We start from the raw sequence: 12771 nt of genomic DNA, 5'->3' as shown, positions 1-12771 counted from the left end.
CGTGGTTCAGCGGGCCAGGTCGGCCTCGATGCCGTCCGCGGCCATGCGCAGGGTGGCCACGAGCGCCGGCAGCCGCTGACGGTCGTAGCGGACCGAGGGCATCGAGACCGACAGTCCGGCAACGACTTTCCCGGAGGCATCGCGCACCGGCACGCCGACCGCGACGACTCCGCGTTCGGAGCGCCCCTGGTTGACCGCGAAGCCCTGCCTGCGGATTCGGGTCAGTTCGGCCCTCAGCCGGGCCAGGTCCGGCGAGTCCCCCTCGGCCTCCTCGTAGCGCGCGACACCCACCTCGCCCAGTTCGCCGGGCTCGAGGTCGGCGAGCAGCAGCAGGCCGCCCGATGTGCGGCGCGCGGGAAAGACCATGCCCTCTCGCGAACCCACCCGCAGCGCCTGCGCGGACTCCACCGAGGCGATGAACCGGACCTCCGCACCGGTGCGGATGGTCAGGTTGGCCGACTCCCCCAACGCCTGCACCAGGCGTTCCATGTGCGGCAGTGCCGCCGATCGCAGGAGGGAGGTGGCCGAACGGGAGTGCTCGGCCAGCTCCAGGACCGGCCCGGCGCCGTACTGCCGTCCGGGCCGTTGCACCGCGAAGTCCCGGAAGACGAGCATCTGCAGCAGACGGTGCGCGGTGGACCGGGCGACCCCGAGCCGCTCGGCCGCCTCCGCGACGGTCAGGTCCCCCTCCAACTGCAGGATCGTCGCCAATCGCAGGGCGTGGTCCACGCTCGCGATCGCGTAGGCAGGCGGGGTCTTCTGCGGGTTCTGCACAGAATTCTGTATAGCAGAATCAGTTGTTCTGTACTGAGAAACAGCCTCACCCTGGAAGCATGACTTCGACCGACAACCCCGTCCGGCTCCGGGCCGTCGAGGCCCCGGGCCAGCCGGAGGTGACCCCGGCGCTCGAGGAGCTCTACCGCGGCTTCGAGTCCGAACTGCTGGTGCCGCTGTGGACCGAGATCGGCGACCTGATGCCCGCCCACCCACGCTCGCGTGCCGTGCCGCACCTGTGGAAGTGGGAGAACCTGGTCCGGCTCGCCGAGCGGGCCGGCGAGATCGTCCCGGTCGGTCGGGGCGGCGAGCGACGCGCGATCGCGCTGGCCAATCCGTCCCTCGGCGGACGCCCCTTCGCCACCCCCACCCTGTGGGCGGCCATCCAGTACCTCATGCCGGGCGAGGACGCCCCCGAGCACCGGCACACCCAGCACGCGTTCCGCTTCGTCGTCGAGGGCTCCGGGGTGTGGACGGTCGTCGGCGGGGACGCCGTCCCGATGAACCGCGGCGACTTCCTGCCGCAGGCGGGCTGGAACTGGCACGCGCACCACAACGCCACCGACAGGCCGATGGCCTGGATCGACGGACTCGACATCCCGTTCCAGTACCTGACGGAGGCACAGTTCTTCGAGTTCGGCCGCGACGAGATCACCGACGCGGAGCGGATCACCCCCGAGCGGTCCCGCTCCGAACGGCTGTGGGGTCACCCCGGGCTGCGCCCGCTGAGTGCGAACCCGGTCGCGCCGGGCACCCCACTGCTGTCCTACAAGTGGGAGCACACCGACCGTGCGCTCACCGACCAGCTGGCGATCGAGGCCGAGGGCCACGGCGGCACCGTCGAACCCGGCCACGCCGCGGTCCGCTACACCAATCCGCACACCGGAAGCGACGTCCTGCCGACGATGCGCACCGAGTTCCACCGCGTCGCGCGGGGCGCCGAGACCGCCCCGGTGCGGGAAACCGGGTCGAGCGTCTACCAGGTCTTCGACGGCTCGGGCACGGTCACCGTCGGCGACCACAGCTGGACCGTCACCCGCGGCGACCTGTTCGTCGTACCGTCCTGGACCGCCTTCTCGGTCCGATCCGAAGCCGGCGGCACCGACTCCGATTCCGGCGCCCTCGACCTGTTCCGCTTCGGCGACGCCCCCGTCTTCGAAGCACTCGCGCTCAACCGAATGGAGATTTCCCGATGAGGCTCAGCACAATTCGCACCGGCGGCTCGACCCGCGCAGTCAAGCTCGAGGGCGACCTGCTTGTCGATCTGGGCGATGCCGATCTGGGTGTCTTCCTGGCCCGCGACGACTGGCGAGAACGGGCCGCCGGTACCTCTGCCGACGGTGCCGCCACCTACCCGCTCGAAGGCGCCGACTTCGCGCCGGTGGTCCCGCAGCCGTCGAAAGTGGTGTGCGTCGGGCACAACTACACCAACCACATCAAGGAGATGGGCCGCGAGCTGCCCTCCTACCCGACGCTGTTCCCGAAGTTCGCCGACACGCTGATCGGCGCCAACGACGACGTCGTCAAGCCCGCCGAGACCGACGCCCTCGACTGGGAGGTCGAGCTCGTCGTCGTCATCGGCAAGCAGGTCCGCCGAGCGAACGACGCCGAGGCCGAGGCCGCGATCGCCGGCTTCACCGTGATGAACGACATCTCGGTGCGCGACTGGCAGTTCCGCACGATCGAGTGGACCCAGGGCAAGATCTGGGACTCCTCGACCCCGGTCGGCCCGTTCCTGGTCACTCCCGACGAGGTCGGTAGCGTCCGCCCCGCGCTGAAGGTCACCACGACCGTCGACGGCGAGGTCATGCAGCACGACGACACCGGAACACTGCTGTTCGACCCGGTCACCCTCGTCAAGTACGTCTCGACCGTCATCCGGCTCAACCCGGGTGACCTGATCGCGACCGGCACTCCCGCCGGCGTCGGGCACGCCCGCGACCCGAAGGTCTACCTGGTCGGCGGCGAGACCGTCGTGACCTCCGTCGAGGGCCTCGGTGCGTGCACCAACAAGGTGATCAAGGAATGACCCGCGAGTTCGCCGACACCCGCCGGTGGATGCAGCAGGGCACCGCGCTGTACCTCGCCGGTGTCGCGGGCCTCGACGAGGCGGGTCTCGCCGCGCCGTCCGGCCTGCCGGGTTGGAGCCGACGCCACCTCGTCGCCCACGTCGCCGCGAACGCCGAGGCCCTCGGCAACCTCGTGCACTGGGCCGAGACCGGGATCACCACCCCGATGTACGCCTCCCCCGACGCCCGCGCGCAGGGGATCGAGGAGGGTGCCCGGCGACCGGCGGCCGAACTGCTGTCCTGGGCACCGTCCTCGGCGGAGTGGCTCGAGGCGGAGATGGGCCGGCTCACCGACGAGCAGTGGAGCCGGTCGATCGTCACCGCCCAGGGGCGCACCGTCCCGGCAACCGAGATCCCGTGGCTGCGCACGCGCGAGGTCTGCATGCACGCGGTCGATCTCGGCACCGGCACCACGTTCGCCGACCTGCCGGCCGACTTCCTGGCTGCGCTCGGCGACGACATCGTCGCCAAGCGCAGCGCCGCACCCGCCGTCGCACTGCGGCTCGAGGCGACCGACGCCGACATCGCCTGGGACCTGCCGGGCACCGAAGCGGCGGTCATGGTCGCCGCACCCCTGGCCGACCTGATCGCCTACCTCAGCGGCCGCGCCGCCTACCTGTCGACCACCGACGGATCCCCCGCGCCGGCGCTGCCGGCATGGCTGTGAACGGAGACACCATGAACACACCCGACGTCATCGTCGTCGGCGGCGGCATCGGCGGTCTCAGCGCGGCGTTCGCGCTGACCCGGAAGGGCCTGACCGTCCGGGTACTGGAGCGGGCAGCGGCCTTCGGCGAGGTCGGTGCCGGTCTGCAGATCGCACCGAACTGCACCCGCATCCTCGACGAGTACGGGCTGCTCGACGAAGCCAAGAGCCTCGGCGTCGTTCCCGAGGCGATGGTCATGCGCGACGCCGTCGATGCAACGGAGCTGACCCGGCTGGACCTGGTCGACCTCGAAAGGCGTTACGGTTTCCCGTATCTGGTCATCCACCGGAGCGACCTGCACGGGATGTTCCTGCGGGCCTGCGAGCGCGCCGGCGTCGAGCTGATCACCGATGCCAAGGCCGTCGCCTACGAGAACACCGCAACAGGAGCGCTCGTCCGCCTCGCGAACGGGGACGTACACGAGGCCGGCCTGGTGATCGCGGCCGACGGCCTGCACTCCGTTGCCCGCAAGCTGCTGGTCGAGGACGAGCCGGTCTCGTCCGCGTACGTCGCGTACCGCGGCACGGTCCCGGTCGCGGACCTGGGCGACCGGCCGGTGGACCTGTCCGAGGTCGTCGTCTACGTCGGTCCCCGGCACCACTTCGTGCACTACGGACTGCGGGGCGGCGAAATGCTCAACCAGGTCGCCGTTTTCGAGTCTCCCAAGGCACTGGCCGGAGAGGACGACTGGGGCACCCCCGACGAGCTCGACGCCGCGTTCACCGGGGCCTGCCCGGAGGTCCGCGAAGGCATCCCGTTCATGTGGCGGGACAAGTGGTGGCGGATGTTCGACCGGGACCCGATCTCGAACTGGGTGCACGGCCGGATCGCGCTGCTCGGCGACGCGGCACACCCGCCACTGCAGTACATGGCCCAGGGCGCGATCATGGCCATCGAGGACGGCTGGGTGCTCGCCGAGCACGTCGCCCGGCTGCGGGACACCGACTCCGGTGCCTCGGTCGACTGGGACGCAATCCTGGCCTCGTACAACGCGGTTCGGCCCGAGCACTGCCGCCGCGTGCTCACCACCGCACGCGCGTGGGGTGAGCTGTGGCATCTCGACGGCGTGCCGCGTGAGCAGCGGAACCTGCTGCTGCGGGACCGCGACACGCACGACTACACCTACACCGACTGGATCTACGGGCCCACCGCCCTGTTCCCGGAAGACGAGGCACCGATGTACCCGATCGTGCCCCTCGCCTCGGCGGCCGAGCTGGTTCTGGACCGCTAGCCGCCGAGAACGAGAAACGGGTGGCTCCCGCACTCCCCACAAGGGACTGCGCCGGGAGCCACCCGTTTTCGGTTCCGGAGGGTCAGGCCGTGAGCACCAGGCCCGACGTCGGGACGCCGGTGCCGGCGGTGACGAGCACGTTCTGCACGTCCGGCACCTGGTTGACGGAGGTGCCGCGGATCTGGCGCACGCCCTCGGCGATGCCGTTCATGCCGTGGATGTAGCCCTCGCCGAGCTGGCCGCCGTGCGTGTTGAGCGGCAGCCGCCCGCCGAGTTCGATCGCGCCGTCGGCGATGAAGTCCTTCGCCTCGCCGCGACCGCAGAACCCGAGCTCCTCGAGCTGCATCAGCACGTACGGGGTGAAGTGGTCGTACAGCACCGCCGTCTGCATGTCCTGCGGCCGCAGCCCCGACTGGGCCCACAACTGGTCGCCCACCAGACCCATTTCCGGCAGACCGCTCAGGCCGTCCCGGTAGTAGCTGGTCATGATGTACTGGTCGGCCCCGCTGCCCTGCGCGGCGGCGGCGATGATCGCCGGCTTGTTCGGCAGATCCTTCGCCCGCTCCGGAGACGTCACCACGATCGCGATGCCGCCGTCGGTCTCCTGACAGCAGTCCAGCAGGTGCAGCGGCTCCGCGATGTAGCGCGAGTTCTGGTGGTCCTCGATGGTGATCGGCTTGCCGTAGAAGAACGCGTTCGGGTTGGTCGCGGCGTGCTTGCGGTCGGCGACCGCCACCCGGCCGAAGTCGGCACTGGTCGCACCGTAGACGTGCATGTAGCGCTGCGCGATCATCGCCACGAACGACGCCGGGGTGCTCAGGCCGTGCGGGTACGAGAAGGCGTTGTCGGTGCCCGACGAGTTCACCTGCTGCACCAGAGCCGAATTGACCTGGCCGAAGCGCATTCCCGACCGCTCGTTGAAGGCGCGGTACGCGACGACGACGTCCGCGACGCCGGTGGCCACGGCCATCGCCGCCTGCTGGATGGTCGCGCAGGCCGCACCGCCCCCGTAGTGGATGCGGGAGAAGAACTTCAGGTTCGGGATGCCCACCGAACGGGCCACGGCCACTTCGGTGTTGGTGTCCATCGTGAACGACGTCAGCCCGTCCACGTCCGACGGCTTCAGGCCCGCGTCGTCGAGGGCGGCCTGCACCGCTTCCGCGGCCAGACGCAGTTCGCTGCGACCGGAATCCTTGGAGAAGTCGGTGGCGCCGATGCCGACGATCGCGGCCTTGCCGGACAGCTCGCTCACTGGGCTGCTCCATCCATCACGAGGGTGACCGTGGACTTGATGTGGTCACCGAGGCTGTCCTTGCCGACGATGTCGAGGGTGACCAGGCCGTCCTCGACGGAGGCGACCGAGCCGGTCAGGGTCAGGGTGTCGTACGCGTACCACGGCACGCCGAGACGCAGCTTGATCGACTTGATCACCGCGCGCGGGCCCGCCCAGTCCGTGACGTACCGCTGCACCAGGCCGGTGTCGGTGAGGATGTTGACGAAGATGTCCTTCGACCCGCGCTGCTGCGCCTTGTCACGGTCGTGATGGACGTCCTGGAAGTCCCTGGTGGCCAACGCCGTCGACACGATGAACGTCGGGTCGCCATGAATGGACAGGGGCGGCAGGGTCTCCCCCACCGTCGCGGTCAGGGTCGAGCTCATCACTGCTCCTTCACGGGACGCCACGCGTACAGGGTCCACGGCTGCTGGTCGGTCTCGTCGTCGCCGGGCAGGTCGAGGAACTCCACCTGGACGCGCTGGCCGATGGTCACGTCGGCCGGGTCGATGCCGCGCAACTCACCGAGCATGCGCACGCCCTCGTCGAGTTCGACGAGCGCGACCACGAACGGCAGCGAGCGGCCCGGCACCTTCGGCGCGTGGTGCACCACGTGACTGAACACGGTGCCCTGACCGGACGCGACCACGTAATCGGTCCGCTCGGACTTGTCCTTCCAGATCGCGGGCACCGGCGGGTGCTGCAACGACCCGTCCTGCCGCTGCTGGATCCGCAACTCGTGGGCGGCCACACCCTCCCAGAAGAACTCGGTGTCCCGCGAGACCGACGGGCGCAGCATCCGAGCCGGGTTCAGGTCGTCGAGCGAACCACCCAGCGACGAGGACGCCTCTGTGCGGGTCGGCTCGGCCTCGGACTTGGCCGGCGGCGCGAACTTCAGGATCCGGAACAGCATCTCGGCGACGACCTCGTCGCCCACCTTCCAGTAGTTGCGCGTGGTGAAGAACCAGCCCTCACCGAGGCCCGTCTTCTTCGGTCCCACAACGTCTTCGAGGACCGACTCGATGGTCACCTCCTCACCGGGACGCAGGTAGCGGTGGTAGGTCTGGTCGCAGTTGGTGGCGACCACCGAGGTGTACCCGGCCTCGTCGAGGATCTCGGTCATCCGGCCGAGCGGGTCGTCCTCCTCGCGCACCGCACCGAGACCGCGCATCGTCCACACCTGTGCCATCGCGGGCGGTGCCACGAGGCCGCCGTGACCGGCGGCGATCGCCGCGTCCTCGTCGACGTAGATGGGATTCTCGTCGCCGATCGCCTCGACCCAGTTGCGGATCATCGGCATGTTGATCGGATCACGACCCTTGCGCGGCTTGCTGGCGCCGCCGTCCCGAACCCGCTGCGCCGCAGCGAGAATGTCCTGCTCGCTCATCGGCGTGCCACCTTCGGCAGACCCAGACCGGCGGTGGAGATGAGGTCACGCATGACCTCGTTGACGCCGCCGCCGAAGGTGATGGTGAGGTTGCGCTTGGTCTGCGCGTCCAGCCACCTCAGCAGGTGCCCGGTCTCGGGGTCTGCCAGGTCGCCCCAGCGGCCCACGACCTCCTCGGCCAGGCGACCCATACGCTGGATCTGCTCGGTGGCGAACACCTTCGTCGCCGAGGCGTCGGCCATGTCGACGGCGCCCTCCGCCGACGCGACCTGCCAGTTGAGCAGTTCGTTGAGCCGGTAGATCGCGCGGATCTCACCGAGCGCACGCTGCACGTCGGGCTGCGTGACGAGCGGCCGCCCGTCCGGGCCCGGACGCTTCGCCCACTCGCTGATCTGGTCGTACAGCCCGCCGACGCGGCCGGACGGGCCGAGCATGACACGCTCGTGGTTGAGCTGGGTGGTGATCAGCTTCCAGCCCTTGTTCTCCTCCCCGACGAGCATCGAGGCCGGCACGCGCACGTTCTCGTAGTACGTGGCGTTGACGTGGTGTGCGCCGTCCGCGGTGATGACCGGGGTCGACGAGAAGCCCGGATCCGTGGTGTCGACGATGAGGATCGAGATGCCGCGGTGGCGGTCCTCGGTGGTACCGGTGCGGCAGGCCAGCCAGATGTAATCGGCGGCGTGTCCACCGGTGGTGAAATACTTCTGGCCGTTGACGATGTAGTGATCACCGTCGCGGACCGCGGTGGTGCGCAGCGACGCCAGGTCGGTGCCCGCCTCGGGTTCGGTGTACCCGATCGCGAAATGCACCTCGCCGGTGAGGATGCCGGGCAGGAACTTCTGCTTCTGCTCCTCGGTGCCGTACACCTGCAGGGTCGGGCCGACGGTCTGCAGCGTCACCGACGGCAGCGGCACGTCCGCGCGGACCGCCTCGTTGGTGAAGATCTGCTGCTCGATCTCACCGAAGCCCTTGCCGCCGAACTCCTTCGGCCAGCCGACACCAAGCCAGCCGTCGCGGCCCATGCGGCGGATGACCTCGTGGTAGACCGGGCCGTGCCGGTCGGTGAGCATGATCTCGGCCTCCTCCGGCGAGATCAGGTCGGCGAAATACTTCCGCAGTTCCGCCTGGAGCTTCTTCTGCTCGGGGGTCAGATCGATGAGCATGCTGCCTCCACACCGAGGTCGCGGGCGCCGAGGGCGCCGAGAATGGACAGACGGGACGACGGGCCGCCGACGAGCCGGACGAAGTCCTTGGTCTGCTCGTAGTACAGATGCGCCGGGTAGGTCACGTCGGCGCCGAGACCGCCGTGCATGTGGATGCACTGCTGCATCGCCACCGGCAGCTGCTCGGCCAGCCAGTAGGCGGCCACCGCGGTGTCCTCTGTGGCGTCGAGGCCCTCCGCGAGTCGCCAGCACGCCGACGTCGCGGCCAGCTCCAGCGTGCGAGCGGTCACGTAGGAGTCGGCGAGTTGCTGCGAGACGGCCTGGAATGCGGCAATCGGCTTGCCGAACTGCTCGCGGGTGCTCACGTGCTTGGCGGCCAGGTTGGTCATCCCGGTCCCCAGGCCCGCGGCCTGTGCGGCGACCGCGGCGAGCGCGATCCGGTACAGCTCCTCGACCCGGGCACCCGTGAGCAACGCTCCCGAGTCGATGCGCACGCCGTCGAGCGCCATCGTGTATTCCGGCGCCAGGGACGGGGTGAACGTGCGGGTGAGCGTGACGCCGTCGGCGTCGGGCGCCACGACGGCCACCCCGGCCGACGTCGGCACCAGCACGAAGGCGGCCTGCTCGGCGTACCGCACGCCCACCTTGCGGCCGGTCACGACGTATCCGTCGCCGTCGGCGGTCGCCGTGGTCGCCGGCGTCGCGGGCAGCGGCGCGCCCGGCTCGCTCAGCGCCGCGGTGAGGATCGCGCCGCCGGCCACACCGGCGAGGAACCGCTGCGGGTCACCGCCGAGCGCGAGCAGCGGCAGCACACCGAACCCGAGGGTCTCGAGAACCGGGACCTGCGCCGCATGCCGGCCGACCTGGCCGAGCAGCACACCGATCTCGGCGATGCCGAGGTCGTCGCCGCCGAGCGCGGACGGCAGCGGCAGCGAGAGCACCCCCTCGTCGGCGAGACGCTGCCACAGGGTGGCGTCCCACACGGGGGCGTTGCGATCCATGGCCGCGAGCGTCTCTGCGCTCGCCGCCGTCTGCAGCACGGCAGAGGCCACCTCGGCCACCGCCTGCTGTTCACTGCCAAGAGTGAAGTCCACCTGAGAAACCGTCCTATCGAAATACGTGGAAATCAGTGCACGTGTGACTGATCAGCATTGAAACACCGGGTTCGCGGCCGAGCCCGCCGCGTTCCCACTCTCCAGTAGTGCTAGCCGCGCGGCAGCCCGAGCAGCTGTTCGGCGGCGACGGTGAGCAGGATCTGCTCGGTGCCTCCGGCGATCGTCAGGCACCGGGTGTTGAGGAACTCCCGGGACAGCGGCCCTTCGACCGCGCCGCCGACGCCCGCGCACTCGAGCGCGTACTCGGCGACCGCCTGCCGGTGCCGCACACCGACCAGCTTGCGCACGCTCGACGCCGGACCGGGATCCTGGCCGTCGAGCTGACGCAGGGTGGTGCGGTGCTCGAGCAGCGAGCCGACCATCGCGTCACCGACGAGAAAGCCGATCCGGTCCTCGGTGACCGGATCCGTGCCCCCGCGGCCTGCCAGCTCGAGGAGCTCCTCCATCGCCTTGCCGAGCGAGGACCCGCCGCTCATCGCGACGCGCTCGTTGGCGAGGGTGGTGCGCGCCAGCCTCCAGCCGCCGTTCACCTGCCCGACCACGCAGTCGTCGGGCACGAAGACACCGTCGAGGAACACCTCGTTGAACAGGGCGTCGCCGGTGATCTCCCGCAGCGGCGAGATCCGGATCCCCGCACTGCGCATGTCGACCAGGAAGTAGGTGATGCCCTTGTGCTTCGCTGCGTCCTTGTCGGTGCGAGCCAGGCAGATCGCCCAATCCGCTTCGCGGGCAAGGGAAGTCCACACCTTCTGGCCGTTGAGGACCCAGCCTCCGTCGACCTTCTCCGCGGTCGTGCGCAGGGAGGCCAGGTCGGAGCCTGCGCCCGGCTCGGAGAACAGCTGGCACCAGATCAGGTCACCGCGCAGGGTCGGCATCGCGAACCGCTCGATCTGCTCGGCGGTGCCGTGCTCGAGGACGGTCGGCACCGCCCACCACCCGATCACCAGGTTCGGGGTCTCGAGCCCCGCGCGGGCGAGCTCCTCACCGATGAGGATCTGTTCGGCCGCCTTCGCGGACTTCCCGTACGGCGCGGGCCAGTGCGGGGCGAGGTAGCCGGACTCGGCGAAGGCGACGCGACGGTCGGTCTCGGGCACGGCGACGATCGCCTCGATCTCGGCGCGCACCGAGGCGCGCTGCGCCTCGAGGTCGCCGAGGTCGACGGTGAGGTGTCTGCGCGCACCGGCGCGGGTCAGCTCCGCCACGCGCGCCCGCCACGCGGCGCCGCCGCCGAGCAGCTGCCGCAGGGAGACGACCCGTCGCAGGTAGAAGTGCGCGTCGTGCTCCCACGTGAAGCCGATGCCACCGAGCACCTGGATGCAGTCCTTGGCGGTGTCCACGGCGGCGTCCAGCGCCACGGACGCGGCGACGGCGGCCGCGATCGGCAGCTCGTCACCGGTCTCGGCGGCCACCGCGGCGTCCCACGCGACCGCGCGGATCTGCTCGACGCGGCACAGCATCTCCGCGCACAGGTGCTTGATCGCCTGGAACGAGCCGATCGGCTTGCCGAACTGCTCGCGGATCTTCGCGTACTCGACGGCCGTGGTCAGGCACCAGCCCGCGATGCCCGCGGCCTCGGCGGCAGCCAGCGTCGCCGCGAGGTCGCGCACCAACCCGGGACGCACCTCCGAGAGCACGCGGTCCGACGAGACCCGCACCCCGTCACAGGTCACCGTCGCCAGCGGGACGCTCACGTCGACGTTCTGGACGGCTTCGACCGTCAGCCCGGGCGCGCCGGCCTCGACCAGGCACCAGACAACATCACCCGAGGCTTCGCCCGAGGTGGTGTCGCCGGCCCGGGTGGCGGGCACCAGCACGCCGATCTCGGGTGCGCCGCCGAGCGCGAACCCGGCCGCCCCGGTCAGCACCACGGTGCCGTCGGCGTCGACGGCGGCGCTCACGTCGCCGTCCAGCACGACACCGACCGGCAGCGCACCCTCGGCGAGTTCCGGACCCCACTGCTTGGCGGCCGGCTCTCCGCTGCGACCCACGACGAGTGCGGCGAGCGCGGTCGAGAGCACCGGACCGGCGGCGAGGGACGCGGCGGACTGCTCGAGCATCACCGCGAGGTCGACGACCTCACCGTCGGCGCCACCGACCTCCTCCGCCTGCGCGACCATGAACAGGCCGAGTTCGGCGAGCGCGCCCCAGTGCGTCCGCCACGAGTCGGTCGGACCCTGGCGCAGCGTCTCGACCGGATTCGCCGAACGGGCCCAGGACTGGATCGATTCCTGGACCGCACGCTGCTCGTCTGTCGTGGCAATACTCACAAGTCTGGCCACCCTTTCAGTGCTGACAAAACCCTCTAGAACGTGTTCTAATCTCTTAGTCGGCTCTCAGTCAAGGCCGGAACCGAAGTGCACATAAAACCATTAGACATTTCAAGGAAGCTCGTCGATGACCTCCTCCCCCCGCACCCGCTCCGCCGGCAAGGCCGGAGCGAACGGCGCCGTCTCCACGCTGACGGACGACGACCTCAGCTCGAACGCGCAGCGCGAACGTCGCAAGCGCATTCTCGACGCGACTCTCGCGCTCGCGTCGAAGGGCGGATACGAGGCCGTGCAGATGCGGGCGGTCGCCGAGCGCGCCGACGTCGCGGTCGGCACCCTGTACCGGTACTTCCCGTCGAAGGTGCACCTGCTGGTCTCGGCGCTGGGCCGCGAGTTCGAGAAGATCGACTCCCGCAAGAAGATGCCGCCCGGCGACAGCCCGATCGAGCGGATGCACCTGATCCTCGGCCAGATCACCCGGGCGATGCAGCGCGACCCGCTGCTCACCGAAGCGATGACCCGCGCATTCATGTTCGCCGACGCGTCCGCCGCGGCCGAGGTGGACCAGGTCGGCCGGCTGATGGATTCGCTGTTCGCCCGCGCGATCAGCGACGGCACGCCGACCGAGGAGCAGCTTCAGATCGCCCGCGTCATCTCCGACGTGTGGCTGTCGAACCTGGTCGCGTGGCTGACGCGCCGCTCGTCGGCCACCGATGTCGCCAACCGTCTGGAACTGACCGTCGAACTGTTGCTCGGTGGGTACAAGCTCAAGCACAGTTCGTAAG

The 12771-nt window shown here is 70.0% G+C and carries 12 protein-coding genes; 5 read left to right on the top strand and 7 right to left on the bottom strand.

Annotation, left to right across the window (positions count from 1 at the left end):
* Window positions 1-6: 6 nt before the first annotated feature.
* Complete coding sequence (locus ACWEPG_RS15640) at window positions 7-774, bottom strand: IclR family transcriptional regulator (protein WP_450112295.1); 768 nt, start codon at window positions 772-774, stop codon at window positions 7-9.
* A gap of 59 nt (window positions 775-833) precedes the next feature.
* Between ACWEPG_RS15640 and ACWEPG_RS15635 the strand changes: the two genes are divergently transcribed.
* The 4 genes from ACWEPG_RS15635 to ACWEPG_RS15620 are packed head-to-tail and all read left to right on the top strand — an operon-like array spanning window position 834 to window position 4781.
* Window positions 834-1970 (top strand): cupin domain-containing protein, encoded by a 1137-nt coding sequence (locus tag ACWEPG_RS15635; protein ID WP_450112296.1) that lies wholly within the window; start codon window positions 834-836, stop codon window positions 1968-1970.
* Window positions 1967-2803, top strand: coding sequence for a fumarylacetoacetate hydrolase family protein (locus tag ACWEPG_RS15630; protein ID WP_450112297.1), 837 nt, complete (start codon window positions 1967-1969; stop codon window positions 2801-2803). Before ACWEPG_RS15635 ends, ACWEPG_RS15630 begins: the two co-directional genes overlap by 4 nt.
* Window positions 2800-3510, top strand: a complete 711-nt coding sequence (locus ACWEPG_RS15625; RefSeq protein ID WP_450112298.1) for a maleylpyruvate isomerase family mycothiol-dependent enzyme — start codon at window positions 2800-2802, stop codon at window positions 3508-3510. The genes ACWEPG_RS15630 and ACWEPG_RS15625 overlap by 4 nt, the downstream gene beginning before the upstream one ends.
* Before the next feature lie 11 nt (window positions 3511-3521).
* A complete protein-coding gene (locus ACWEPG_RS15620; RefSeq protein ID WP_450112299.1) occupies window positions 3522-4781 on the top strand; it encodes an FAD-dependent monooxygenase in 1260 nt (419 codons plus the stop codon).
* An 82-nt stretch (window positions 4782-4863) separates the two neighbouring features.
* Here the strand turns inward: ACWEPG_RS15620 and ACWEPG_RS15615 are convergent, their stop codons facing one another.
* The 6 genes from ACWEPG_RS15615 to ACWEPG_RS15590 form a co-directional block, all read right to left on the bottom strand.
* Complete coding sequence (locus ACWEPG_RS15615) at window positions 4864-6033, bottom strand: lipid-transfer protein (RefSeq protein ID WP_450112300.1); 1170 nt, start codon at window positions 6031-6033, stop codon at window positions 4864-4866.
* Complete coding sequence (locus ACWEPG_RS15610) at window positions 6030-6440, bottom strand: MaoC family dehydratase (RefSeq protein ID WP_450112301.1); 411 nt, start codon at window positions 6438-6440, stop codon at window positions 6030-6032. The genes ACWEPG_RS15615 and ACWEPG_RS15610 overlap by 4 nt, the downstream gene beginning before the upstream one ends.
* A complete protein-coding gene (locus ACWEPG_RS15605) occupies window positions 6440-7441 on the bottom strand; it encodes a bifunctional MaoC family dehydratase N-terminal/OB-fold nucleic acid binding domain-containing protein (protein WP_450112302.1) in 1002 nt (333 codons plus the stop codon). Before ACWEPG_RS15605 ends, ACWEPG_RS15610 begins: the two co-directional genes overlap by 1 nt.
* On the bottom strand, window positions 7438-8604 hold the full coding sequence (locus ACWEPG_RS15600; RefSeq protein WP_450112303.1) for an acyl-CoA dehydrogenase family protein: 1167 nt from the start codon (window positions 8602-8604) through the stop codon (window positions 7438-7440). The genes ACWEPG_RS15605 and ACWEPG_RS15600 overlap by 4 nt, the downstream gene beginning before the upstream one ends.
* Entirely contained in the window at window positions 8589-9698 is a 1110-nt protein-coding gene (locus ACWEPG_RS15595) for an acyl-CoA dehydrogenase family protein (RefSeq protein WP_450112304.1), read from the bottom strand. Before ACWEPG_RS15595 ends, ACWEPG_RS15600 begins: the two co-directional genes overlap by 16 nt.
* 110 nt (window positions 9699-9808) lie before the next feature.
* Window positions 9809-11986, bottom strand: coding sequence for an acyl-CoA dehydrogenase (locus ACWEPG_RS15590; RefSeq protein ID WP_450112305.1), 2178 nt, complete (start codon window positions 11984-11986; stop codon window positions 9809-9811).
* Between the two features lie 127 nt (window positions 11987-12113).
* On the opposite strand from ACWEPG_RS15590, the gene kstR reads away from it, so the two are divergent.
* On the top strand, window positions 12114-12770 hold the full coding sequence (kstR, locus tag ACWEPG_RS15585) for a cholesterol catabolism transcriptional regulator KstR (protein WP_450112306.1): 657 nt from the start codon (window positions 12114-12116) through the stop codon (window positions 12768-12770).
* The last annotated feature ends 1 nt before the right edge of the window (window position 12771 follow it).

This window comes from Rhodococcus sp. NPDC004095 (assembly GCF_053604015.1).
Note: the sequence above shows the minus strand (reverse complement) of the source record. Positions and strands in the feature narration are given on the sequence as shown.

Excerpts from the sequence above, each read along its gene's own strand:
- ACWEPG_RS15620 (WP_450112299.1), top strand. The coding sequence starts at position 3,522 with ATGAACACACCCGACGTCATCGTCGTCGGCGGCGGCATCGGCGGTCTC.
- kstR (WP_450112306.1), top strand. The coding sequence starts at position 12,114 with ATGACCTCCTCCCCCCGCACCCGCTCCGCCGGCAAGGCCGGAGCGAAC.
- ACWEPG_RS15630 (WP_450112297.1), top strand. The coding sequence starts at position 1,967 with ATGAGGCTCAGCACAATTCGCACCGGCGGCTCGACCCGCGCAGTCAAG.
- ACWEPG_RS15625 (WP_450112298.1), top strand. The coding sequence starts at position 2,800 with ATGACCCGCGAGTTCGCCGACACCCGCCGGTGGATGCAGCAGGGCACC.
- ACWEPG_RS15600 (WP_450112303.1), bottom strand. The coding sequence starts at position 8,604 with ATGCTCATCGATCTGACCCCCGAGCAGAAGAAGCTCCAGGCGGAACTG.
- ACWEPG_RS15635 (WP_450112296.1), top strand. The coding sequence starts at position 834 with ATGACTTCGACCGACAACCCCGTCCGGCTCCGGGCCGTCGAGGCCCCG.
- ACWEPG_RS15610 (WP_450112301.1), bottom strand. The coding sequence starts at position 6,440 with ATGAGCTCGACCCTGACCGCGACGGTGGGGGAGACCCTGCCGCCCCTG.
- ACWEPG_RS15605 (WP_450112302.1), bottom strand. The coding sequence starts at position 7,441 with ATGAGCGAGCAGGACATTCTCGCTGCGGCGCAGCGGGTTCGGGACGGC.